Source organism: Bradyrhizobium sp. USDA 4510 (assembly GCF_054059095.1).
Genome location: NZ_JBSSBT010000001.1, coordinates 4391395 through 4414367, shown reverse-complemented (window position 1 = coordinate 4414367; position 22973 = coordinate 4391395). Strand labels below are relative to the sequence as shown.

General features: G+C 63.6%; 33 protein-coding genes and 1 pseudogene. 33 read left to right on the top strand and 1 reads right to left on the bottom strand.

From position 1 onward, the window contains the following. Window positions 1–12: 12 nt before the first annotated feature. The 33 genes and pseudogenes from rpsL to ACVMDN_RS20255 all read left to right on the top strand — a co-directional run bounded on the left by rpsL (window position 13) and on the right by ACVMDN_RS20255 (window position 20502). Window positions 13–384, top strand: coding sequence for a 30S ribosomal protein S12 (gene rpsL / locus ACVMDN_RS20415; protein WP_006611834.1), 372 nt, complete (start codon window positions 13–15; stop codon window positions 382–384). A gap of 15 nt (window positions 385–399) precedes the next feature. Next, window positions 400–870, top strand: a complete 471-nt coding sequence (rpsG, locus tag ACVMDN_RS20410; RefSeq protein ID WP_016843741.1) for a 30S ribosomal protein S7 — start codon at window positions 400–402, stop codon at window positions 868–870. 30 nt (window positions 871–900) lie between these two features. Further along, window positions 901–2973 (top strand): elongation factor G, encoded by a 2073-nt coding sequence (gene fusA / locus ACVMDN_RS20405; protein WP_057019548.1) that lies wholly within the window; start codon window positions 901–903, stop codon window positions 2971–2973. Between the two features lie 39 nt (window positions 2974–3012). Beyond that, the gene (gene tuf, locus ACVMDN_RS20400; protein ID WP_018272140.1) at window positions 3013–4203 is read left to right on the top strand and encodes an elongation factor Tu; all 1191 of its coding nucleotides are present in this window, start codon (window positions 3013–3015) and stop codon (window positions 4201–4203) included. Between the two features lie 86 nt (window positions 4204–4289). Further along, a complete protein-coding gene (gene rpsJ / locus ACVMDN_RS20395; RefSeq protein ID WP_002712302.1) occupies window positions 4290–4598 on the top strand; it encodes a 30S ribosomal protein S10 in 309 nt (102 codons plus the stop codon). A 54-nt stretch (window positions 4599–4652) separates the two neighbouring features. Next, window positions 4653–5372 carry a 50S ribosomal protein L3 gene (gene rplC, locus ACVMDN_RS20390; RefSeq protein ID WP_057019547.1) on the top strand — a complete coding sequence of 240 codons (720 nt, stop codon included), beginning with the start codon at window positions 4653–4655 and terminating at the stop codon, window positions 5370–5372. Between the two features lies 1 nt (window position 5373). Next, window positions 5374–5994 (top strand): 50S ribosomal protein L4, encoded by a 621-nt coding sequence (gene rplD, locus ACVMDN_RS20385; RefSeq protein WP_016843745.1) that lies wholly within the window; start codon window positions 5374–5376, stop codon window positions 5992–5994. Beyond that, window positions 5991–6290 carry a 50S ribosomal protein L23 gene (locus tag ACVMDN_RS20380; RefSeq protein WP_028339313.1) on the top strand — a complete coding sequence of 100 codons (300 nt, stop codon included), beginning with the start codon at window positions 5991–5993 and terminating at the stop codon, window positions 6288–6290. The genes rplD and ACVMDN_RS20380 overlap by 4 nt, the downstream gene beginning before the upstream one ends. Window positions 6291–6302: 12 nt before the next feature. Beyond that, a complete protein-coding gene (rplB, locus tag ACVMDN_RS20375) occupies window positions 6303–7136 on the top strand; it encodes a 50S ribosomal protein L2 (RefSeq protein WP_021081655.1) in 834 nt (277 codons plus the stop codon). 12 nt (window positions 7137–7148) lie between these two features. Then, window positions 7149–7427 carry a 30S ribosomal protein S19 gene (rpsS, locus tag ACVMDN_RS20370; protein WP_028335459.1) on the top strand — a complete coding sequence of 93 codons (279 nt, stop codon included), beginning with the start codon at window positions 7149–7151 and terminating at the stop codon, window positions 7425–7427. A gap of 10 nt (window positions 7428–7437) precedes the next feature. Next, window positions 7438–7824 carry a 50S ribosomal protein L22 gene (gene rplV, locus ACVMDN_RS20365; protein ID WP_016843750.1) on the top strand — a complete coding sequence of 129 codons (387 nt, stop codon included), beginning with the start codon at window positions 7438–7440 and terminating at the stop codon, window positions 7822–7824. Window positions 7825–7844: 20 nt separating this feature from the next. Further along, complete coding sequence (rpsC, locus tag ACVMDN_RS20360) at window positions 7845–8546, top strand: 30S ribosomal protein S3 (RefSeq protein ID WP_016843751.1); 702 nt, start codon at window positions 7845–7847, stop codon at window positions 8544–8546. A gap of 30 nt (window positions 8547–8576) precedes the next feature. Further along, window positions 8577–8990, top strand: a complete 414-nt coding sequence (gene rplP / locus ACVMDN_RS20355) for a 50S ribosomal protein L16 (protein WP_016843752.1) — start codon at window positions 8577–8579, stop codon at window positions 8988–8990. Between the two features lie 5 nt (window positions 8991–8995). Further along, window positions 8996–9202 carry a 50S ribosomal protein L29 gene (rpmC, locus tag ACVMDN_RS20350; RefSeq protein WP_016843753.1) on the top strand — a complete coding sequence of 69 codons (207 nt, stop codon included), beginning with the start codon at window positions 8996–8998 and terminating at the stop codon, window positions 9200–9202. 10 nt (window positions 9203–9212) lie between these two features. Then, window positions 9213–9461, top strand: coding sequence for a 30S ribosomal protein S17 (gene rpsQ, locus ACVMDN_RS20345; RefSeq protein WP_016843754.1), 249 nt, complete (start codon window positions 9213–9215; stop codon window positions 9459–9461). Window positions 9462–9536: 75 nt separating this feature from the next. Beyond that, a complete protein-coding gene (rplN, locus tag ACVMDN_RS20340; RefSeq protein WP_011473865.1) occupies window positions 9537–9905 on the top strand; it encodes a 50S ribosomal protein L14 in 369 nt (122 codons plus the stop codon). Next, window positions 9905–10219 (top strand): 50S ribosomal protein L24, encoded by a 315-nt coding sequence (gene rplX / locus ACVMDN_RS20335; RefSeq protein WP_016843755.1) that lies wholly within the window; start codon window positions 9905–9907, stop codon window positions 10217–10219. The genes rplN and rplX overlap by 1 nt, the downstream gene beginning before the upstream one ends. Continuing rightward, a complete protein-coding gene (rplE, locus tag ACVMDN_RS20330) occupies window positions 10212–10769 on the top strand; it encodes a 50S ribosomal protein L5 (protein ID WP_016843756.1) in 558 nt (185 codons plus the stop codon). Before rplX ends, rplE begins: the two co-directional genes overlap by 8 nt. Before the next feature lie 46 nt (window positions 10770–10815). Next, on the top strand, window positions 10816–11121 hold the full coding sequence (gene rpsN / locus ACVMDN_RS20325) for a 30S ribosomal protein S14 (RefSeq protein WP_016843757.1): 306 nt from the start codon (window positions 10816–10818) through the stop codon (window positions 11119–11121). 15 nt (window positions 11122–11136) lie between these two features. Further along, window positions 11137–11535, top strand: coding sequence for a 30S ribosomal protein S8 (gene rpsH / locus ACVMDN_RS20320; protein ID WP_018272133.1), 399 nt, complete (start codon window positions 11137–11139; stop codon window positions 11533–11535). 14 nt (window positions 11536–11549) lie between these two features. Beyond that, window positions 11550–12083, top strand: a complete 534-nt coding sequence (rplF, locus tag ACVMDN_RS20315; RefSeq protein ID WP_024578581.1) for a 50S ribosomal protein L6 — start codon at window positions 11550–11552, stop codon at window positions 12081–12083. Between the two features lie 11 nt (window positions 12084–12094). After that, window positions 12095–12454, top strand: coding sequence for a 50S ribosomal protein L18 (gene rplR / locus ACVMDN_RS20310; protein WP_016843760.1), 360 nt, complete (start codon window positions 12095–12097; stop codon window positions 12452–12454). A 58-nt stretch (window positions 12455–12512) separates the two neighbouring features. Then, a complete protein-coding gene (gene rpsE / locus ACVMDN_RS20305; RefSeq protein ID WP_016843761.1) occupies window positions 12513–13088 on the top strand; it encodes a 30S ribosomal protein S5 in 576 nt (191 codons plus the stop codon). A gap of 39 nt (window positions 13089–13127) precedes the next feature. After that, window positions 13128–13319: a 50S ribosomal protein L30 gene (rpmD, locus tag ACVMDN_RS20300; protein ID WP_028335461.1), complete on the top strand. Its 192-nt coding sequence runs from the start codon at window positions 13128–13130 to the stop codon at window positions 13317–13319. A 21-nt stretch (window positions 13320–13340) separates the two neighbouring features. Next, complete coding sequence (gene rplO / locus ACVMDN_RS20295) at window positions 13341–13826, top strand: 50S ribosomal protein L15 (RefSeq protein WP_028339310.1); 486 nt, start codon at window positions 13341–13343, stop codon at window positions 13824–13826. A 156-nt stretch (window positions 13827–13982) separates the two neighbouring features. After that, window positions 13983–15317 carry a preprotein translocase subunit SecY gene (gene secY, locus ACVMDN_RS20290; RefSeq protein WP_057019546.1) on the top strand — a complete coding sequence of 445 codons (1335 nt, stop codon included), beginning with the start codon at window positions 13983–13985 and terminating at the stop codon, window positions 15315–15317. A 71-nt stretch (window positions 15318–15388) separates the two neighbouring features. Next, on the top strand, window positions 15389–16273 hold the full coding sequence (locus tag ACVMDN_RS20285) for an adenylate kinase (RefSeq protein WP_076831374.1): 885 nt from the start codon (window positions 15389–15391) through the stop codon (window positions 16271–16273). Between the two features lie 189 nt (window positions 16274–16462). Then, window positions 16463–16831, top strand: coding sequence for a 30S ribosomal protein S13 (rpsM, locus tag ACVMDN_RS20280; protein ID WP_057019544.1), 369 nt, complete (start codon window positions 16463–16465; stop codon window positions 16829–16831). 114 nt (window positions 16832–16945) lie between these two features. After that, entirely contained in the window at window positions 16946–17335 is a 390-nt protein-coding gene (gene rpsK, locus ACVMDN_RS20275) for a 30S ribosomal protein S11 (RefSeq protein WP_006021048.1), read from the top strand. Between the two features lie 119 nt (window positions 17336–17454). Then, a complete protein-coding gene (locus tag ACVMDN_RS20270; protein ID WP_035631062.1) occupies window positions 17455–18486 on the top strand; it encodes a DNA-directed RNA polymerase subunit alpha in 1032 nt (343 codons plus the stop codon). Window positions 18487–18696: 210 nt separating this feature from the next. Next, a complete protein-coding gene (gene rplQ / locus ACVMDN_RS20265; protein WP_016843769.1) occupies window positions 18697–19113 on the top strand; it encodes a 50S ribosomal protein L17 in 417 nt (138 codons plus the stop codon). A gap of 292 nt (window positions 19114–19405) precedes the next feature. Next, the gene (locus ACVMDN_RS20260) at window positions 19406–20200 is read left to right on the top strand and encodes an SDR family NAD(P)-dependent oxidoreductase (RefSeq protein WP_076831371.1); all 795 of its coding nucleotides are present in this window, start codon (window positions 19406–19408) and stop codon (window positions 20198–20200) included. A gap of 6 nt (window positions 20201–20206) precedes the next feature. Next, window positions 20207–20502 (top strand): annotated as a pseudogene (locus ACVMDN_RS20255) (DUF1330 domain-containing protein). 102 nt (window positions 20503–20604) lie between these two features. Here ACVMDN_RS20255 and ACVMDN_RS20250 read toward each other — a convergent pair. Next, window positions 20605–22866, bottom strand: a complete 2262-nt coding sequence (locus tag ACVMDN_RS20250; protein ID WP_456843651.1) for a phosphotransferase — start codon at window positions 22864–22866, stop codon at window positions 20605–20607. Window positions 22867–22973 lie beyond the last annotated feature (107 nt).

Below are 22973 nucleotides of genomic sequence, written 5' to 3'. Positions count from 1 at the left end.
GGTGAAGGCTGCATGCCGACGATCAACCAGCTGATCGCAAATCCGCGTGAAGTGCAGAAGTCGCGTAAGAAGGTGCCGGCGCTGCAGCAGTCGCCGCAGAAGCGCGGCGTGTGCACGCGCGTCTACACCACGACCCCGAAGAAGCCGAACTCGGCGCTTCGTAAGGTCGCCAAGGTGCGCCTGACCAACGGCTTCGAGGTGATCGGCTACATCCCGGGTGAGGGCCATAACCTGCAGGAGCACTCGGTGGTCATGATCCGCGGCGGCCGCGTCAAGGACTTGCCCGGTGTGCGCTACCACATCCTCCGCGGCGTGCTGGATACCCAGGGCGTCAAGAACCGTAAGCAGCGTCGTTCGAAGTACGGCGCGAAGCGTCCGAAGTAAGCGGGAACCGATCAGATGTCGCGTCGCCATTCTGCCGAGAAGCGTGAAGTTCTTCCGGATCCGAAGTTCGGGAACATCATCATTACGAAGTTCATGAACTCGGTGATGTACGCCGGGAAGAAGTCGGTTGCCGAAAACATCGTCTACGGTGCGCTCGGCATGATCGAGGCCAAGACCAAGCAGAACCCGCTCGGCGTGTTCGAGCAGGCGCTCGAGAACGTGATGCCGACCATCGAGGTTCGTTCCCGCCGCGTCGGCGGCGCGACCTACCAGGTTCCGGTCGAAGTCCGGTCGGTGCGCCGTCAGGCGCTCGGCATCCGCTGGCTGATCTCGGCCGCCCGCGAGCGCAACGAGAAGACCATGACGGAGCGTCTCTCGGCTGAGCTGCTCGACGCCTCGAACAATCGCGGCAACGCCGTCAAGAAGCGGGAAGACGTGCACCGGATGGCGGAAGCCAACCGCGCGTTCTCGCACTATCGCTGGTAAGGCGAACAACGGAATTTAAGGAACAGTCTCATGCCCCGCCAACATGCCATCGAGGACTACCGCAACTTCGGTATCATGGCGCATATCGACGCCGGCAAGACCACGACCACCGAGCGCATCCTGTATTACACCGGCAAGAGCCACAAGATCGGCGAAGTGCACGAAGGTGCCGCGACGATGGACTGGATGGAGCAGGAGCAGGAGCGTGGCATCACGATCACCTCGGCTGCGACCACCGCGTTCTGGAACGGCAAGCGCCTGAACATCATCGACACACCCGGCCACGTCGACTTCACCATCGAGGTCGAGCGTTCGCTGCGCGTGCTCGACGGCGCCGTTTGCGTCCTCGACTCCAACCAGGGCGTCGAGCCGCAGACCGAGACCGTCTGGCGCCAGGGCGACAAGTACAAGGTTCCGCGCATCGTCTTCGCCAACAAGATGGACAAGACCGGCGCCGACTTCTTCAAGTGCCTGTCCGACATCGTCGACCGCCTCGGCGCCAAGCCGATCGCGATCCAGCTGCCGATCGGTGCCGAGAACAACTTCAAGGGTCTCGTCGACCTCGTGAAGATGAAGGGCGTCATCTGGAACGATGAATCGCTCGGCGCCAAGTTCGACTATGTCGACATTCCGGAAGATCTGGTCGAGCAGGCCAAGGAATATCGCGAGAAGATGGTGGAAGCCGCCGTCGAGCTCGACGACGACGCTTTGGCTGCCTTCCTCGACGGCAAGGAGCCGGACGAGGCGACCCTGAAGCGCCTGATCCGCAAGGCCGTGCTGACCGGCGCGTTCTATCCCGTGCTGTGCGGCTCCGCGTTCAAGAACAAGGGCGTGCAGCCGCTGCTCGACGCCGTCGTCGACTATCTGCCGTCGCCGATCGACGTGCCCGCGATCAAGGGCACCGACGATGAGGGCAACGAAGTCGTGCGCAAGGCGGACGACAAGGAGCCGCTGGCGCTGCTCGCGTTCAAGATCATGGACGACCCCTTCGTCGGCACCATCACGTTCTGCCGCATCTATTCCGGCATCCTGCAGTCGGGCACCGGCGTGGTGAACTCGACCCGCGAGAAGAAAGAGCGTATCGGCCGCATGCTGCTGATGCATGCGAACAACCGCGAAGACATCAAGGAAGCCTATGCCGGCGACATCGTCGCGCTGGCTGGCCTGAAGGAAGCGCGCACCGGCGACACGCTGTGCGATCCCGACAAGCCGGTGATCCTCGAGAAGATGGAATTCCCGGAGCCGGTGATCGAGATCGCGATCGAGCCGAAGTCGAAGGCCGACCAGGAAAAGCTCGGCGTGGCGCTTGCCAAGCTCGCCGCGGAAGATCCGTCGTTCCGTGTGTCGACCGACCAGGAGTCCGGCCAGACCATTCTCAAGGGCATGGGCGAACTGCATCTCGACATCAAGGTCGACATTCTCAAGCGCACCTACAAGGTCGACGCCAACATCGGCGCGCCGCAGGTGGCGTTCCGCGAGCGCGTGACCAAGAAGGCCGAAGTCAAGTACACGCACAAGAAGCAGACCGGCGGTACCGGTCAGTTCGCCGAAGTGTCGATCGTCGTCGAGCCGAACGAGCCCGGCAAGGGCTATGAGTTCGAATCGAAGATCGTCGGCGGCGCGGTGCCGAAGGAATACATCCCCGGCGTCGAAAAGGGCCTCAACAGCGTGATGGGCTCCGGTGTCGTTGCCGGCTTCCCGGTGGTGGACGTCAAGGTGCAGCTGGTCGACGGCAAGTATCACGACGTCGACTCGTCGGCACTGGCGTTCGAAATCGCATCGCGGGCTGCGTTCCGCGAAGCGTTGACGAAGGGCAAGTCCGTTCTGCTCGAGCCGATCATGAAGGTCGAGGTGGTGACCCCGGAAGACTACACCGGTTCGGTCATCGGCGACCTGAATTCCCGGCGTGGCCAGATCCAGGGCCAAGACATGCGCGGCAACGCCAACGTCATCAACGCGATGGTGCCGCTCATGAACATGTTCGGTTACGTGAACAACCTGCGCTCGATGAGCCAGGGTCGCGCGACCTTCACCATGCAGTTCGATCACTACGCCGAAGCTCCGGCGAACGTGTCGGCTGAAGTCCAGAAGAAGTTTGCCTGATTGTCGTTGATGGCAGTCAACGATTGAACGGAGAGTCAAATGGCCAAAGCTAAATTCGAACGTAACAAGCCCCACTGCAACATCGGCACCATCGGTCACGTCGACCATGGCAAGACCTCGCTGACCGCAGCGATCACCAAGGTGCTCGCAGAAACCGGCGGCGCGACGTTCACCGCCTACGACCAGATCGACAAGGCGCCGGAAGAGAAGGCCCGCGGCATCACGATCTCGACCGCTCACGTCGAGTACGAGACGACCAACCGCCACTACGCCCACGTCGACTGCCCCGGCCACGCCGACTACGTGAAGAACATGATCACCGGTGCCGCCCAGATGGACGGCGCGATCCTGGTCGTGTCGGCTGCTGACGGCCCGATGCCGCAGACCCGCGAGCACATCCTGCTCGCCCGCCAGGTCGGCGTGCCCGCGCTCGTCGTGTTCCTCAACAAGTGCGACATGGTCGACGATCCGGAGCTGCTCGAGCTCGTCGAGCTCGAAGTCCGCGAGCTGCTCTCGAAGTACGAATTCCCGGGCGACAAGATCCCGATCATCAAGGGCTCGGCGCTCGCCGCCCTCGAAGACAAGGACAAGAAGCTCGGCCACGACGCCATCCTCGAGCTGATGCGCAATGTCGACGAGTACATCCCGCAGCCGGAGCGTCCGATCGACCAGCCGTTCCTGATGCCGGTTGAAGACGTGTTCTCGATCTCGGGCCGCGGCACCGTCGTCACCGGCCGTGTCGAGCGCGGCGTGATCAAGGTCGGCGAGGAAATCGAAATCGTCGGAATCCGCGACACCCAGAAGACCATCGTCACCGGCGTCGAAATGTTCCGCAAGCTGCTCGATCAGGGCCAGGCCGGCGACAACATCGGTGCGCTGCTCCGCGGCACCAAGCGCGAGGAAGTCGAGCGTGGCCAGGTGCTGTGCAAGCCCGGTTCGGTCAAGCCGCACACCAAGTTCAAGGCTGAGGCTTACATCCTCACCAAGGAAGAGGGCGGTCGCCACACCCCGTTCTTCACCAACTACCGTCCGCAGTTCTACTTCCGCACCACCGACGTGACCGGTGTCGTGCACCTGCCGGAAGGCACCGAGATGGTGATGCCGGGCGACAACATCGCGATGGAAGTGCACCTGATCGTGCCGATCGCGATGGAAGAGAAGCTGCGCTTCGCGATCCGCGAAGGCGGCCGCACCGTCGGCGCCGGCGTCGTCGCCGCGATCATCGAGTAACTACGCGAATAGGGAATGGCGAGTAGCGAGTGGGTCCCTCCATTCGCTATTCGCTACTCGCCACTCACTAAAGAAAGAATACGGCAATGAACGGCCAAAATATTCGCATCCGTCTCAAGGCGTTCGACCATCGAATCCTCGATACGTCGACCCGCGAGATCGTGAACACGGCGAAGCGCACCGGTGCGCAGGTTCGCGGACCGATTCCGCTGCCGACCCGCATCGAGAAGTTCACCGTCAACCGTTCGCCGCACGTTGACAAGAAGAGCCGCGAGCAATTCGAGATGCGCACCCACAAGCGCCTCCTCGACATTGTCGACCCGACCCCGCAGACCGTCGATGCGCTGATGAAGCTCGACCTGGCCGCCGGTGTCGACGTCGAGATCAAGCTCTAAGGTTTTGGATTTTTACGTCCGCCGCTTGCGGACAGAAAGACAGGAAGCACGCCGATGCGCTCCGGAGTGATCGCACAAAAGGTCGGGATGACGCGGGTCTTTACGGAGACCGGCGAGCATATCCCTGTGACCGTGCTGAAGTTGGGCAACTGCCAGGTGCTGGGCCACCGCACGACCGAGAAGAACGGCTATGTCGCTCTTCAGCTCGGCTCGGGCGCCCGCAAGACCGTGTACATGCCCAAGGCCGAACGTGGCCAGTTCGCGGTCTCCAAGGTCGAGCCGAAGCGCAAGGTCGCCGAGTTCCGCGTGTCCGAGGACGCGCTGATCCCGGTCGGCGCGGAAATCCAGGCGGACCATTTCGTGGTCGGCCAGTTCGTCGACGTGACCGGTACCTCGATCGGTAAGGGCTTCGCCGGCGGCATGAAGCGCTGGAATTTCGGCGGTCTGCGCGCCACCCACGGTGTGTCGATCTCGCACCGTTCGATCGGTTCGACCGGTGGCCGTCAGGACCCCGGCAAGACCTTCAAGAACAAGAAGATGCCCGGTCACATGGGCGTCGACCGCATCACCACGCTCAATCTGCGCGTGGTTTCGACCGACGTCGAGCGCGGCCTGATCCTCGTCGAGGGCGCCGTTCCCGGCTCCAAGGGCGGCTGGATCTCGGTGCGCGACGCGGTCAAGAAGCCGCTGCCGAAGGACGCCCCGAAGCCCGGCAAGTTCAAGGTTGCAGGTGGCGAAGCTGCCGAGGCTGTGGCCGAGAAGGAGGGCGTGTGAGATGGAATTGAAAGTCACGACCCTTGAAGGCAAGGACGCCGGATCCGTCGAGCTCTCGGACGCGATCTTCGGTCTCGAGCCGCGCGCCGACATCATCCAGCGCTGCGTGCAGTGGCAGCTGAACAAGCGTCAGGCCGGCACCCACAAGGCCAAGGGCCGCGCCGAGATCTGGCGCACCGGCAAGAAGATGTACAAGCAGAAGGGCACCGGCGGCGCCCGTCACGGCTCGGCCCGCGTGCCGCAGTTCCGCGGCGGTGGCCGTGCGTTCGGTCCGGTCGTTCGCTCCCATGCGACCGACCTTCCGAAGAAGGTGCGCGCGCTCGCGCTCAAGCATGCGCTCTCGGCCAAGGCCAAGGACGGCGGGCTGATCGTGATCGACAATGCGCAGCTCGAGGCCGCCAAGACCAAGGCGCTGCTCGGCCACTTCTCCGGCCTCGGACTGACCAACGCGCTGATCATCGACGGCGCCGAGCTGAACGCCGGTTTCGCGACCGCGGCCCGCAACATTCCGAACATCGACGTGCTGCCGATCCAGGGCATCAACGTCTACGACATTCTCCGCCGCCAGAAGCTGGTGCTGACCAAGGCTGCGGTTGATGCGCTGGAGGCGCGCTTCAAATGAAGAACATCGATCCGCGCCACTACGACGTCATCATCTCTCCGGTCGTGACGGAAAAGGCGACGCTCGCCTCCGAGCACAACAAGGTGATGTTCAAGGTCGCCGGCAAGGCGACCAAGCCGCAGATCAAGGAAGCGGTCGAGAAGCTGTTCGACGTCAAGGTGAAGAGCGTCAACACTCTCGTTCGCAAGGGCAAGACCAAGGTGTTCCGCGGCAATCTCGGCTCGCAGTCGGACACCAAGCGCGCGATCGTGACCCTGGAAGAGGGCCACCGCATCGACGTGACTACCGGACTATAAGGCGCAACGACGATGGCATTGAAAACCTACAATCCCACGACGCCGGGCCAGCGCCAGCTGGTCATGGTCGATCGTTCGGCGCTCTACAAGGGCAAGCCGGTGAAGACCCTGACCGAGGGCAAGCTCGGCAACGGCGGTCGCAACAACACCGGTCGCATCACCGTGCGTTTCCGCGGCGGCGGCCACAAGAAGGCCTACCGCACCGTCGACTTCCGCCGCGACAAGGTGGACATGCCGGCGGTCGTGGAGCGGCTCGAGTATGATCCGAACCGCACCGCGTTCATCGCGCTGATCAAGTATCAGGACGGTGAGCTGGCCTACATCCTGGCGCCGCAGCGCCTGGCGGCAGGCGACACCGTCGTCGCCGGCAACTATGTCGACGTCAAGCCGGGCAACGTCATGCCGCTCGGCAACATGCCGGTCGGCACGATCGTGCACAACATCGAGCTGAAGATCGGCAAGGGCGGTCAGCTGGCGCGCTCCGCCGGCACCTACGCCCAGATCGTCGGCCGCGACCAGGACTACGTGATCGTCCGCCTGAACTCGGGCGAGCAGCGTCTGGTGCACGGCCGTTGCCGCGGCACGATCGGCGCGGTCTCCAACCCCGATCACATGAACATCTCGATCGGCAAGGCCGGTCGTACCCGCTGGCTCGGCTGGCGTCCGCACAACCGCGGCGTCGTCATGAACCCGATCGATCACCCGCACGGCGGTGGTGAAGGTCGTACCTCGGGCGGTCGCCACCCGGTTACTCCGTGGGGCAAGCCGACCAAGGGCAAGAAGACCCGCACCAACAAGTCGACCAACAAATTCATTCTCCTCAGCCGCCACAAGCGGAAGAAGTAAGGAACGCCGGACATGGTTCGTTCAGTCTGGAAAGGCCCGTTCGTCGAGGGTTCTCTGCTCAAGAAGGCAGATGCCGCGCGCTCGTCCGGCCGTCACGACGTCATCAAGATCTGGAGCCGCCGCTCGACCATCCTGCCGCAGTTCGTCGGCCTGACGTTCGGCGTCTATAACGGCCACAAGCACGTGCCGGTGGCAATCAACGAGGAAATGGTGGGTCACAAGTTCGGCGAGTTCTCGCCGACCCGGACCTTCCACGGCCATTCGGGCGACAAGAAAGCCAAGAAGGCTTGAGGATTAACCGATGAGCAAACCAAAGCGCGAACGTAGCCTCGCGGACAATGAGGCCAAGGCCGTCGCCCGCATGCTGCGCGTCAGCCCGCAGAAGCTCAACCTGGTGGCGCAGCTGATCCGCGGCCGCAAGGCGTCCGCTGCGCTCGCCGACCTGCAGTTCTCGCGCAAGCGGATCGCGGTCGATGTCAAGAAGTGCCTGGAATCGGCGATCGCGAACGCCGAGAACAACCATGACCTCGAGGTTGACGATCTGGTCGTCGCCGAGGCGCATGTCGGCAATGGCATCGTGATGAAGCGTTTTGCTCCGCGCGGCCGTGGCCGTTCGGGCCGTGTGTTCAAACCGTTCTCGCACCTGACCATCGTGGTTCGTCAGGTCGAGGCCGAGGCAAGCGCCTAAGAAGGGCGCAGGAGAAGACGATGGGTCAAAAGATCAATCCAATCGGGCTGCGTCTCGGCATCAACCGGACCTGGGACTCCCGTTGGTTCGCCGGCAAGCAGGAATACGGCAAGCTGCTGCACGAGGACGTCAAGATCCGCGAGATCCTGCACAAGGAGCTCAAGCAGGCGGCCGTCGCCCGCATCGTGATCGAGCGTCCGCACAAGAAGTGCCGCGTGACGATCCATTCGGCCCGTCCGGGCGTCGTGATCGGCAAGAAGGGCGCCGACATCGACAAGCTGCGCAAGAAGGTTGCCGACATCACCTCGTCGGACGTCGTGATCAACATCGTCGAAATCCGCAAGCCTGAGCTCGACGCGACCCTGGTCGCTGAATCGATCGCCCAGCAGCTCGAGCGCCGCGTCGCGTTCCGCCGCGCCATGAAGCGCGCCGTGCAGTCGGCGATGCGTCTCGGTGCCGGTGGCATCCGCATCAACTGCTCGGGCCGTCTCGGCGGCGCCGAAATCGCGCGCATGGAGTGGTACCGCGAAGGTCGCGTGCCGCTGCACACGCTGCGCGCCGACGTCGACTACGGCGTTGCCACCGCGTTCACGACCTTCGGCACCTGCGGCGTCAAGGTCTGGATCTTCAAGGGCGAGATCCTCGAGCACGATCCGATGGCCCAGGACAAGAAGATGGCCGAAGGCGACAGCACGCCGCGTTCGCGCCGCGACGCCGCTTGAGGCAAAGCAGGAATTTGAGGGCTTAAAGCCATGATGCAACCTAAGAAAACGAAGTTCCGGAAGGCGCATAAGGGCCGTATCCACGGCGTTGCGACCTCTGGCGCGACGTTGGCGTTCGGCCAGTTCGGCCTGAAGGCGATGGAGCCTGAGCGCGTCACCGCCCGTCAGATCGAAGCCGCCCGCCGCGCGCTGACCCGTCACATGAAGCGCGCCGGCCGCGTCTGGATCCGCGTGTTCCCGGACGTGCCGGTGTCGAAGAAGCCCGCCGAAGTCCGCATGGGCTCCGGCAAGGGTGCCCCGGAATTGTGGGTGGTCCGGATCAAGCCGGGCCGCGTGATGTTCGAGATCGACGGCGTGCCGGTGCAGACCGCGAAGGAAGCGCTGTCGCTCGCCGCCGCCAAGCTGCCGATCAAGACGCGCTTCGTTGCGCGCATTGCGGAGTAATCGCCATGGCCGAGATGAAAGTTGAAGACATTCGCGCGATGAGCGACGACCAGCGGGAAGACGCGATCCTGAATCTGAAGAAGGAACGCTTCAACCTGCGTTTCCAGCGCGCCACCGGGCAGCTGGAGAACACCTCGCGGATGCGGGAAGCCCGCCGCGATATCGCTCGTATCAAGACCATCGCTGCCCAGCAGCGCGCGAAGAAGAAGTAAGGGGCCAGCTATGCCGAAACGTACTCTGCAGGGCGTGGTCGTCAGCGACAAGCAAGCCAAGACCATCGTGGTGCGCGTCGATCGCCGCTTCACCCACCCGATCTACAAGAAGACGATCCGCCGTTCCAAGAACTACCACGCGCACGACGAGAACAACCAGTTCAAGCCGGGCGACATGGTCTGGATCGAGGAATCGAAGCCGATCTCGAAGCTGAAGCGCTGGACCGTGGTCCGGGGCGAACACAAGAAAACGGCCTGATTACTTCGGCCTGGCCGAGGGAATTCAGGGAAATTTTGAGCGCGCTGAAGCGCAGAAAGAGGACGAGGTGCATCAATGATTCAGATGCAGACCAACCTCGACGTGGCCGATAATTCAGGCGCACGCCGTGTCATGTGCATCAAGGTTCTTGGAGGTTCCAAGCGCCGCTATGCCACCGTGGGCGACGTTATCGTTGTGTCGATCAAGGAAGCCATTCCGCGTGGCAAGGTGAAGAAGGGCGACGTGATGAAGGCCGTCGTGGTCCGGGTCCGCAAGGACATCCGCCGCGCCGACGGTTCGGTCATCCGCTTCGACCGCAACGCCGCCGTGCTGATCAACAATCAGTCCGAGCCGGTCGGCACCCGTATCTTCGGGCCGGTGCCGCGCGAGCTGCGCGCCAAGAACCACATGAAGATCATTTCGCTCGCGCCGGAGGTGCTGTGATGGCTGCCAAGATCCGCAAGGGCGACAAGGTGATGGTGCTCACCGGCCGCGACAAGGGTCGCACCGGCGAGGTGTTCGAGGTGCGTCCGGACGAGAACAAGGCTCTCGTTCGCGGCATCAACATGGTGAAGCGTCACCAGAAGCAGACCCAGACCCAGGAAGGCGGGATCATCTCCAAGGAGATGCCGATCGACCTTTCGAACATTGCGTATGTCGGCAAGGACGGAAAGCCGACCCGCATCGGGTTCAAGATTCAGGCCGATGGCAAGAAGGTTCGTGTTGCCAAGAGCTCGGGAGCAGAGATCGATGGCTGATACAGCTTACACGCCGCGTCTGCGCGCGGAGTATGACAAGAAGATCCGCGGCATGATGACCGAGAAGTTCGGTTATGCCAACGTGATGCAGGTGCCGCGCCTCGACAAGGTCGTGCTCAACATGGGCGTGGGCGACTCCGTCAACGATCGCAAGAAGGCCGAGACCGCCGCCGCCGAGCTGACCCAGATCGCCGGCCAGAAGGCGATCGTGACCTATTCGCGGATCGCGATCGCGACCTTCAAGCTGCGTGAGAACCAGCCGATCGGCTGCAAGGTCACGCTGCGCAAGACCCATATGTACGAGTTCATCGACCGCCTGGTGAACGTGGCGCTGCCCCGCGTCCGCGACTTCCGCGGCCTGAACCCGAAGAGCTTCGACGGCCGTGGCAACTATTCGCTCGGCATCAAGGAGCACATCATTTTCCCCGAGATCGACTTCGACAAGGTCTCGGAAGCGCGTGGCATGGACATCACGGTCTGCACCACCGCCAAGACCGACGACGAGGCGCGTGCCTTGTTGACCGCTTTCAATTTCCCGTTCCGGCAGTGAGTAGCTGAGCCAAAGCCACTCAAACGCGGATACCCAGGAGCCAAGCATGGCAAAGAAGAGTTCAGTCGAGAAGAACAACCGGCGCAAGCGGATGGCGAAGAACGCCGGCCCGCGCCGCGAGAAGCTGAAGGCGATCATCGCCGACAAGACCAAGCCGATGGAAGAGCGCTTCGCGGCGACGCTGAAGCTCGCCGAGATGCCGCGCAACTCGTCGCCGACGCGCATCCGCAACCGTTGCGAGCTGACCGGGCGTCCGCGCTCGAACTATCGCAAGAACAAGCTCTCGCGCATCGCGCTGCGTGAACTCGGCTCCAAAGGCCTGGTTCCCGGCCTCGTGAAGTCGAGCTGGTAAGGGAGGGTCGGAACAATGTCTACGCACGATCCGATCAGCGATCTCATCACCCGCATCCGCAACGCGCAGATGCGCTCCAAGTCCAAGGTCTCGAGCCCCGGCTCGAAGATGCGCGCCAACGTGCTCGAGGTGCTGAAGTCCGAGGGTTACATCCGCGGCTACGCCAGCGTCGAGCATGCCTCGGGCCGCAGCGAGCTCGAGATCGAGCTGAAGTATTTCGACGGCGAGCCCGTCATCCGCGAGATCGAGCGGGTGTCGAAGCCGGGCCGCCGCGTTTACGCCTCGGTGAAGAACCTGCCGCGCGTGAACAACGGTCTCGGCATTTCGGTGTTGTCGACGCCGAAGGGAATCATGGCTGACCACCAGGCGCGCGACGCCAACGTGGGCGGCGAAGTTCTCTTCACGGTGTTCTGAGGAAGGATTTTACGATGTCACGTATCGGCAAAAGGCCGGTGGCGATCCCGTCGGGTGTGACGGCGACCGTCGAGGGCCAGACCGTCAAGGTGAAGGGGCCGAAGGGCCAGCTTCAGTTCGTCGTGCATGACGACGTCGAGGTGAAGTTCGAGAACGGTCAGGTCAAGGTCGCTCCGCGGGTCAAGACCAACCGCGCGCAGGCGATGTACGGCACCGCGCGCGCGCAGGTCGCCAACCTCGTCGAGGGCGTCACCAAGGGCTTCGAGAAGAAGCTCGAGATCACCGGCGTCGGCTACCGCGCCGCGATGCAGGGCAAGAACCTGCAGCTCGCGCTCGGCTACAGCCACGACGTGGTGTACGCGATCCCGGAAGGCATCACCATCGCGGTGCCGAAGCCGACCGAGATCACGATCACCGGCAACGATCCGCAGCGCGTCGGCCAGGTCGCCGCCGAGATCCGCGCCTACCGTCCGCCGGAGCCCTACAAGGGCAAGGGCGTCAAGTACGCCAACGAATTCATCTTCCGCAAGGAAGGCAAGAAGAAGTAACGGAGCCGGTCATGTCACTCAAGGTTACGAATGCCCGGCGCAAGCAGCGCGTGCGCCTTGCGCTTCGCCGCTCGGCAGGCGGCCGTCCGCGGCTGTCGGTGTTCCGCTCGTCCAAGCACATCTACGCCCAGGTCATCGACGACCAGAAGGGCGAGACGCTCGCTTCCGCCTCGTCGCTGGAGAAGACCATGCGCGACGCCGGCAAGACCGGCGCCGACATCGATGCGGCGAAGGCGGTCGGCAAGCTGCTCGCCGAGCGCGCGGCGCAGAAGGGTGTCAAGGAAGTCGTGTTCGATCGCGGCGCCTACATCTATCACGGGCGCGTCAAGGCGCTCGCGGATGCGGCGCGCGAAGGCGGATTGAGCTTCTAAACTTTACGAACGATGACGAGGAAAGAGGCGCAAGGCCTCCTAGAGATTGGAAAACACCATGGCAGGTGAACGCGAACGCGGCGGACGCGAACGGAGCAGGGAGCGCGAGGAGCGCGACAGCGAGTTCGTCGACAAGCTCGTCCACATCAATCGCGTGGCGAAGGTCGTCAAGGGCGGCAAGCGCTTCGGCTTTGCGGCGCTGGTCGTGATCGGCGACCAGAAGGGCCGGGTCGGGTTCGGCCACGGCAAGGCGCGCGAAGTTCCGGAAGCGATCCGCAAGGCGACCGAATCGGCGAAGCGCAACCTGACGCGCGTCGCGCTTCGCGAAGGCCGCACGCTGCATCACGACATCGCCGGCCGTCACGGCGCCGGCCGCGTCTACCTGCGTGCCGCTCCGGCCGGTACCGGCATCATCGCCGGCGGCCCGATGCGCGCTGTGTTCGAGACGCTCGGCATCCAGGACGTGGTGGCGAAGTCGATCGGCTCGTCGAATCCCTACAACATGGTTCGCGCGACGTTCGATGCGCTGAAGCATCAGGATTCGCCGCGCTCGGTGGCGGCACGCCGCAACATCAAGGTCTCCACCCTGCAGTCGCGCCGCGTCGGCGGCGACGCCGAAGTGGTGGCGGAATAACAACGCGCGCTTCTCGAAGCGCTATTCGGAGTTACTGTCATGGCCAAGGCCAGCAAGACCATCAAGGTCGAGCAGATCGGCAGCGCAATCCGCCGCCATCACTCGCAGCGTTCGACGCTGATCGGCCTCAAGCTCAACAAGATCGGCCGGGTTGCCGAGCTGCAGGATACCCCTGAAGTTCGCGGCATGATCAGCAAGGTTCAGCATCTCGTCCGCGTCGTCGGCGAGTAAGCAGAGATAAGGAGAAGGGCGATGAAGCTCAGCGATATCGCCGACAACGCCGGCTCGCGCAAGAAGCGCATGCGTGTCGGCCGTGGCATCGGTTCCGGCAAGGGCAAGACCTCGGGCCGCGGCGGCAAGGGCCAGACCGCGCGTTCGGGCGTCCGCATCAAGGGTTTCGAAGGCGGCCAGATGCCGATGCATCGCCGTCTGCCGAAGCGCGGCTTCAACAACATCTTCCGGCTCGACTTCGCCGAGATCAATCTCGACCGTCTGCAGGAAGCGATCGACAACAAGCTGGTCGATGCGAGCGCGACGGTGAACGTCGAATCGCTGGTCAAGGCCGGCGTGCTGCGCCGCGCCAAGGACGGCCTGCGGCTGCTCGGCCGCGGCGAGATCAAGACCAAGCTGACCATCGAGGTGCACGGCGCTTCCAAGTCGGCCATTGCCGCGGTCGAGAAGGCCGGCGGCTCGGTCAAGATCCTGGCCCCCGCCAAGGAAGAAGGCGAGGCGGCGTAACATCTGCGTCATTGCCCGCGACGCGCGGGCAATCCGCGGATCGAATGATGGACTTATCGAGGCCGAGCACCAGATAATGTCCGGTGTCTGCCGGCGCCCAGGGAATTGATCTCTTTGGGGGCGCCGGCGAATGGGGCTCCGGGAGAAAGCCGAAACATGGTCTCAGCAGCCGAACAACTTGCCGCCAACCTCAATTTCGGACAGCTGGCGAAAGCCGACGAGCTGAAGAAGCGCATCTGGTTCACCCTGGGTGCGCTGCTTGTTTATCGGCTCGGCACCTACATCCCGCTGCCCGGCATCGATCCCAACATCTGGGAGCAGGTGTTCCGCAGCCAGTCCGGCGGCATCCTCGGCATGTTCAACATGTTCGCCGGCGGCGGCATCCACCGCATGGCGATCTTCGCGCTCAACATCATGCCGTACATCTCGGCATCGATCATCGTGCAGCTGCTGACCACCGTGTCGCCGCAGCTCGAGGCGCTCAAGAAGGAAGGCGAGGCGGGCCGCAAGACGCTGAACCAGTACACCCGCTATCTGACCGTGATCCTGGCGCTGTTCCAGTCCTATGGCATCGCGATCGGCCTCGAAGGCGCCGGTAATGTCGTCAGCGACCCCGGCATGTTCTTCCGGATCTCGACCGCGATCACGCTGACCGGCGGCACCATGTTCCTGATGTGGCTCGGCGAGCAGATCACCTCGCGCGGCATCGGCAACGGTATCTCGCTGATCATCCTGTCCGGCATCGTCGCCGAGCTGCCGTCGGCGCTCGCCAACATGCTGGAACTGGGCCGCCAGGGCGCGATGTCGACCGGCCTGATCCTGATCGTCATCGTGATGGCGGTCGCCGTGATCGCCTTCATCGTGTTCATGGAGCGCGCGCAGCGCCGGCTTTTGATCCAGTATCCGAAGCGCCAGGTCGGCAACAAGATGTTCGAGGGCCAGTCCTCGCATCTGCCGCTCAAGCTCAACACCTCGGGCGTGATTCCACCGATCTTCGCCTCGTCGCTGCTGCTGCTGCCGACCACGGTCGCGAACTTCAACGCCGGCAAGGGGCCGGAATGGTTCCAGTGGATCACGACCCAGCTCAGCCACGGCCGGCCGCTGTTCCTGTTCATGTATCTCGCGCTGATCGTGTTCTTCGCGTTCTTCTACACCGCGATCGTGTTCAATCCGACCGAGACCGCGGACAACCTGAAGAAGCATGGCGGCTTCATCCCGGGCATCCGGCCCGGCGAGCGCACCGCCGAGTACATCGACTATGTGCTGTCGCGCATCACGGTGCTCGGCGCGGTCTATCTCGCGATCGTCTGCCTGATTCCTGAAATTCTGATTTCCTACGCATCGGTCCCGTTCTACTTTGGCGGCACCTCGCTGTTGATCGTCGTCAGCGTGACGATGGATACGGTGTCGCAGGTGCAGGGCTATCTGCTCGCTCATCAGTATGAGGGGTTGATCAGGAAGTCGAAGCTCAGGGGAGGCCGCCGCCGCTGATCGCGGCTCGGCTTCGAACTCAAAACACAGGTGTGCGGACGTCGCCCACCTAGCCGGGGGGCGAAACAGATATGAGATTGATCCTTTTGGGGCCGCCGGGCTCGGGCAAGGGAACCCAGGCGCAGCGGCTGGTGCACAAGCACGGCATCGTCCAGCTCTCGACCGGTGAGATGCTGCGCGCTGCGGTCGCCGCGGGCACGCCGGTCGGCCTCCAGGCCAAGGAGATCATGGCCAATGGCGGCCTGGTTCCAGACGAGGTCGTGGTGGGAATCATCGCCGACCGCATCGAGGAGCCCGATGCCAGGAAGGGCTTCATTCTCGACGGCTTCCCGCGCACTGTGCCGCAGGCGGAGGCGCTCGACGATCTGCTCCGGAAAAAGCACCTCAAGCTCGACGCGGTGGTTGAGCTCCGCGTCAACGAGAGCGCGCTGCTCGCCCGCGTTGAGAAGCGTGCCGAGGAAACCCGCGCGCGCGGCGAGGAAGTCCGCCTCGACGACACGCCGGAAGTGCTGACCAAGCGCTTGGCGCAGTACCGTTCGCTGACGGAGCCGCTGATTCACTATTATTCGGAGCGGCGGAAGCTCCTGACGGTCGATGGCATGATGACCATCGAGCACGTCACCCGCGAGATCAACCGGATCCTGACCGCACTCGGCGCGCTGGAACCCAGGGAACACGAGGATCACGCCCCGAAGGCGGCTAAAAAGGCCGCCAAGGCGGCCATGAAGGCCAGCAAGAAGCCGGCCCGGAAGGCAGCTAAACCAGCCCAAAAGGCCGCCAAATCGGCCCGGAAGGCTGCCAAGGCGCCCTCCAAGGCCAAAGCGGCCAAGAAAACCGTGAAGAAAGCCGCGAAGAAGGCGGTAAAGAAGGCCGCCCGCGCCGCCAAAGCCCGCAAGGGAGCAAAGACCGCCAAAAAGGTGGCAAAAAAGCTCACGAAAAAGCGAGCTAAACGCTAGGAGCGGTTGACGAAACCGACATGAATCCTTTAATAAGCTCCGCATCCAAGTTGGATAGTTTGATGACGATGCCGGGCCCCGAAGGACATGAGGGGAGGGCGTCGTGTTCGCGTTTGTGGACACAAGCCCGAGAGAGCAAGCACTTGAGAAGCCCGTATCCGTGATGGATCGGCGACAGGAGAGAAGTCCGTGGCCCGTATTGCCGGCGTCAACATTCCCACCAACAAGCGCGTCCTGATCGCGCTTCAGTACATCCATGGCATCGGCCAGAAGAACGCGGCCGACATCATCGAGAAGGTCAAGATCCCGCTGGACCGTCGCGTCAACCAGTTGACCGACCAGGAAGTCCTGCAGATCCGCGAAGTGATCGACCGCGACTACCTGGTCGAGGGCGACCTCCGTCGCGAGGTCGGCATCAACATCAAGCGGCTGATGGACCTCGGCTGCTACCGCGGCCTGCGTCATCGCCGCGGTCTGCCGGTGCGCGGCCAGCGCACCCACACCAATGCGCGCACGCGCAAGGGGCCGGCCAAGGCGATCGCCGGCAAGAAGAAATAAGTTTTGCGAATTGCTAGTGGGGAGTAGCGAATGGAAATTCGCTACTCGCCATTTGCGTTTTGAGGTGTAGCCGCTGGCACTACGGCGGCGTCGAGATCACAGGAAAGGTTTGAAATGGGCAAGGAAGCCACCCGCGTACGCCGCCGCGAACGCAAGAACATCGCCTCCGGCATCGCGCACGTGAATTCGTCGTTCAACAACACGACCATCACCATCACCGACGCGCAGGGCAACACCATTGCCTGGTCGTCGGCCGGCACCATGGGCTTCAAGGGCTCGCGCAAGTCGACCCCCTATGCCGCGCAGGTCGCGGCCGAAGACGTCTCCAAGAAGGCGCAGGAACACGGCATGCGCACGCTGGAGGTTGAAGTGGCCGGCCCGGGTTCGGGCCGTGAGTCGGCGCTCCGTGCGCTGCAGGCTGCGGGCTTCACCGTCACCTCGATCCGCGACGTGACCACCATCCCGCACAATGGCTGCCGTCCGCGCAAGCGTCGGCGCGTTTGATCTGTAAGTCGTGGGCGGCCTCTGGCCGCCCTGCGATGGTTTTTGGAATTGACCGCGCGGACTGATCCGCGATCTCCAACGCCGGGTTCGGCCATTCGATTTGGCCCTGTGACCGGCAAATGGGTGAAACAGTGACGATCCAGAAAAATTGGCAAGAACTCATTCGACCGAACAAGCTGCAGGTGACGCCGGGCTCGGACGCGAGCCGGTTCGCCACCGTGGTCGCCGAACCGCTCGAGCGTGGCTTCGGCCAGACGCTCGGCAACGCGCTGCGCCGCATCCTGTTGTCCTCGCTGCAGGGCGCGGCGGTGCAGTCGGTGCATATCGACGGCGTGTTGCACGAGTTCTCCTCGATCGCCGGTGTCCGTGAAGACGTCACCGACATCGTCCTCAACATCAAGGACATCTCGATCAAGATGCAGGGCGAAGGCCCGAAGCGCATGGTCGTGAAGAAGCAGGGCCCGGGCGCCGTCACCGCCGGCGACATCCAGACCGTCGGCGATGTCACGGTGCTCAACCCCGACCTGCAGCTCTGCACGCTGGACGACGGCGCCGAGATCCGCATGGAGTTCACGGTCACGACCGGCAAGGGCTATGTCGCCGCCGAGCGCAACCGTCCCGAGGATGCTCCGATCGGCCTGATCCCGGTCGACAGCCTGTTCTCGCCGGTCCGCAAGGTGTCCTACAAGGTCGAGAACACCCGCGAGGGCCAGATCCTCGACTACGACAAGCTGACCATGACGATCGAGACCAACGGCGCGATCACGCCGGAGGACGCGGTGGCCTACGCCGCGCGCATCCTGCAGGATCAGCTCAACGTGTTCGTCAACTTCGAAGAGCCGCGCAAGGAAGTCACGCAGGAGATCATCCCCGATCTCGCGTTCAACCCGGCGTTCCTCAAGAAGGTCGACGAGCTCGAGCTGTCGGTGCGTTCGGCAAACTGCCTGAAGAACGACAACATCGTCTACATCGGCGACCTCGTGCAGAAGTCGGAAGCGGAAATGCTCCGCACCCCGAACTTCGGCCGCAAGTCGCTGAACGAGATCAAGGAAGTGCTGGCCCAGATGGGTCTGCACCTCGGCATGGAAGTGCCGGGCTGGCCGCCGGAGAACATCGACGAGCTCGCCAAGCGCTTCGAGGATCACTACTGATCCGATTCCACCGTCGTGGCCGGAAAACTTCCGGCCACGATTTTTTACGCAGCATGATCCCGGAAAAGCGCGGAGCGGTTTTCCGGCGAGGATCATGCTCAAACGAGATAGCAAAAGCGCGCTAAGGCGCTTTTGCGGGCGAACGCAGGATGCCCACCTGCAAAACTTGTCGCTGAACCACCGCGGCAGAATTGAAGAAGGAATAAGTCAATGCGTCACGGCAAGGTTCATCGGAAGCTCAACCGCACCGCCGAGCACCGGCGTGCGATGTTCGCCAACATGGCGGCCGCGTTGATCAAGCACGAGCAGATCGTCACCACGCTGCCGAAGGCCAAGGAGCTGCGGCCGATCGTCGAGAAGCTCGTCACCCTCGGCAAGAAGGGCGGCCTCGCCCTGCGCCGCCAGGCGATTTCGGAGCTGCGCGACGTCGACCAGGTCAAGAAGCTGTTCGACACGCTGGCGACCCGCTACAAGGACCGCCAGGGCGGCTACACCCGCATCATCAAGGCCGGCTTCCGCTACGGCGACAACGCGGCGATGGCCGTGATCGAGTTCGTCGACCGCGACGTCGACGCCAAGGGCCAGGACTCCGGTCCGGCGCAGGACAAGGAAGCCGAGGCGGCGTAAGCCCCGCTTCGAGCCAGGTTTTGAAAGCGGCGCCTTCGGGCGCCGTTTTTATTTGGTGGCCACGCTCCATCCCCGTCGTCCTGGCGAAAGCCAGGACCCATTACCCCAAATCTAAATTGTTGCGCGACGCTGGGGCTCAAATCCTTCTCATAATCACCTGCGGTGGTAATGGGTCCCCCTGGCTTTCGCCAGGACGACGAGGTGTGTTCTGCTTCCTCACGCATCGGTGAGATGCAATTGCGGCGCTGCATGCCGCGCCCGATATGTCCGTCGACATCAATGGAGATGACAGATGAAAATCGACCTTTCCGGAAAGACTGCGCTGGTGACCGGCTCGACCGCGGGCATTGGCAATGCCATCGCAAGGGGGCTGGCCGAGACCGGCGCCGAGGTCGTCGTCAACGGCCGCGGTCAGGCCAAGGTCGATGCCGCGATTGCCGCGATCACGAAGGCAGTACCGGACGCAAAGCTCCGCGGCATTGCCGCCGACGTCTCGACCGCGGCGGGCTGCAAGGCGCTGCTCGCGGCGCTGCCGGACGTCGACATCCTCGTCAACAATGCCGGCATCTTCGAGCCGAAGCCGTTCTTCGACATTCCCGACGAGGACTGGAGCCGCTTCTACGAGGTCAATGTGATGTCGGGCGTGCGGCTGTCGCGCGGCTACATGCAGGGCATGCTGAAGCGCAACTGGGGCCGCATCGTCTTCATCTCCTCCGAGTCCGGCCTCAACATTCCGACCGAGATGATCCATTACGGCATGACCAAGACCGCGCAGCTTGCGATCGCGCGCGGGCTCGCCGAGCTGACCAAAGGCACCGCCGTGACCGTCAACTCGGTGCTGCCCGGACCGACCATGTCCGAAGGCGTCGAGACCTTCGTCAAGGATCTCGCCAAGCAGAACGGCCAATCGGTCGAGGAGGCGGCCTCCAACTTCGTCAAGCAGCACCGGCCGACCTCGCTGCTGCAGCGCTTTGCCAGCACCGAGGAGATCGCCAATCTCGTGGTCTATGTCTGCTCCAGGCAGGCATCGGCGACCAACGGCGCCGCGTTGCGCGCCGAAGGCGGCATCGTCAACACCATCGCATGAGGCCGCATGCCGGCCTATGTGATCTCCGAGGTCGAGATGCGCGACGCCGCGGCGTTCGAGGCCTATCGGACGCTGGCGGCGAACACCATCGCACAATTTGGCGGCGCTACGTCGTGCGCGGCGGCACGGTCGAGGTGGTGGAGGGCGGTCCACCACCGAACGCGATCGTCATCGTCGAATTTCCGACCATGGCGCGCCTGCGCGAATGGTATGCGTCACCGGAATATGCCGAAGCGTTGAAGCTTCGCGCAACCGCGCTGGAGCGACGCCTGCTGTTCGTCGAGGGCGTGCCGGCGATCTAGAGCTTTTCCCGTTCCGATGGAATCGGAACGGGGCTCTAGATTCTTGCTTTGACGCGTTTTCTTCACGCGAACCGGTATCCACTTCGCTCGAAAACGCTCTAGCTATCCCTTCGCGCCGTCCAGGAACTCGCTGAAGCCTGCGGGACGGTAGGGACCGAAGCAAACCTGCTCCAGCACGCCAATTCCGGTCTGGCCGCCCTGGCGGGCGCGGACCACCTGCTGGACGTGCACATTCTCGCGGGCCAGCGGGTCGAGCGTCGATGGATCGAACGACTCGCCGCCGATCTCGAGCTCGCCCTTCCACATGCCCTGGCCCCACTGCGGATGGCCGTAGCCGAGCCCCTTCATCTGGAATTTGAGGATCGGGTCGAGCGCGATGGTCGTGGTGTGGCCGTCGATATCGACGAGGTCGATTTCAGCCGACTGCGCGAGCCGGGTGTGCGGCACGTATTTGACGCGATGCCGCGCGGTCGCCATGCGGCGGTCGAGGCCGTCGACCACGCCGGGAATCTCGGCCTCGCATCGGTAGAGCGGCGCGGTGATGCCCTCGCGGACCAGCGCCTCGCCCTGCGTCCCGTCGAAGAAGATCGTGTGCGAGATGTGGTCGTCCCAGACCAGCGGCGCCCAGAGGAAGAACACGCTCGGCGGCGGCATCGGCGCGCCTCCGACGTCGCGTTCGCCGACATTGCGCACGCCCCAGGAGCGATCCTTGGTGCCGTAGCAGGTGCGATCGTCGACCTTGATCCCGCCGTCGGGGTGGCTGATGACGCCGCTCCAGCGGCCGAACTGGTCGAACCGGGTCGAATCCATCGCGCGGCGGTCGCCCGACCAAAGCGTCTGGCGCGCTTCCTGGATCGCGGCGGTGCGCGCGGAGAAGGTCAGGTCGCAGGCGAGGCCCGTCGCATTGTCGTCGAGCACGACCCGGGTCCGCAGCATCGGCTCGAGCACTTCGAGCCTGAACGGACCGACCTGCATCTCGGTGCGCTCGAGCGGGGCGCGCCGCGAACCGTAAAAGCAGTGCTGCCGTCCGCCGCGCTCCACGACGCTGAAGGCGCAATCGAGGATCTTGCGGTGCGGGTAGATCGCAATGCCGATCCCGAAATAATACGCGCCGTCGGCGGTGTAGCCGTTGAACCAGGTCCGGTCATAGACATTGCGGTCGCTGGTCGAGGGAACCGCGATCGGCTCCGGCGTCTGGTGGATGGGGAAGTCGTCCAGTTTGTTGAGCACGCCGATCCCTTTCGATGTCCTGACGGGTTGTATCCACTTCGCTCGAAAGCGCGTCAGTCCTGCCAGTATGAAAAGCTGTCGTGGTCCAGGGCTTGCGCGCAGGCGCCGCGGGTCATTTTCAGGAACAGCGCGTCGCCTCGCTCGGAGCGCTGGACGCTGAGCGCGGAGACGACGCCCATCATGATGCCGTGCAGCGTGTAGCGCCGGTAATCCCCGCCAGCAACGATCCCAGTCATAGTCCCGCACGCCGCGCCGGATCAGTTCCGAATGATAGAACCGCACCAGGTCGGCTTCATGAAGCCGCCGTTCGATCGGGTCGATGCCGGCCGAGAGGAAATAGGCGACGTCGACGATTGCCGGGCCCACTGTCAGCGTCTGCCAGTCCAGCGTCGCCATCGGATGGGTATTGCCGCGGACGTCGAACAGCATGTTGTCGAGCCGGAAATCTGCGTGCTGGAGCGTTCGCGGCGCCGATCGATCGGACTGGTAGCGCAATAGCGCGTCCGGAAGCCGGTCGATCAGATCAAGGAATTCCGGCTCGATCACGCCGCGATATCGCTCCTTGTAGTGACCGATGATGCCGGGCAGCACCGAGCGAAGGTCTCTGCGCCGGCTTGCGGCCATCACGAAGCATTGCACCGCATCGAGGCTCGGGTCATTCCATCGCGGCGCATGCAACGCCGCGGCCTCGGTCATGGCGATCTGGCTGTCGGCGATCGAGCATCCGGCGAGCTGATCGCCCGGACGTGCGGGCGCGAGGTCCTCCAGGATCAGGGTGAAGTCGTCGGTCGCCGGATCGATTTCGGCAAGAATCGGCCGCGGGGTGTGAATGGCGACGGTCGCCGCCAGTTCGCGATAGAACGCGACCTCGCGGACGTAAAGCGTGTGCGCGGAACCGGAGCGGCGGCTGTCGGGATCTGCGGCCGGGAATTTGCCGACGACGCTCAAGGGAGCGTTCGGCTCGTCGCCGTCATAGGTCAGGCGAAATCGATAGCTGTCGCCGACGAGGCCATTGCCGACCGGCTTGCAGGCGAGATCGACGACCCTGACCTGGTCGATCACACCGGCTTCGCGCAGCGCCCGCGTCATCCACTCCGGATCGATCCGCGACGGATCGGCCGTGAGCAAACTCATCGGTTTCCTCCCATCCCCGTGGGCGTCACCACCGCTCCGGCCGCGTCCTGCGCGGCCGGATTGAGGACGGGGTGATCGTTGCGCAAATCATACAGGCGATGCCGTGG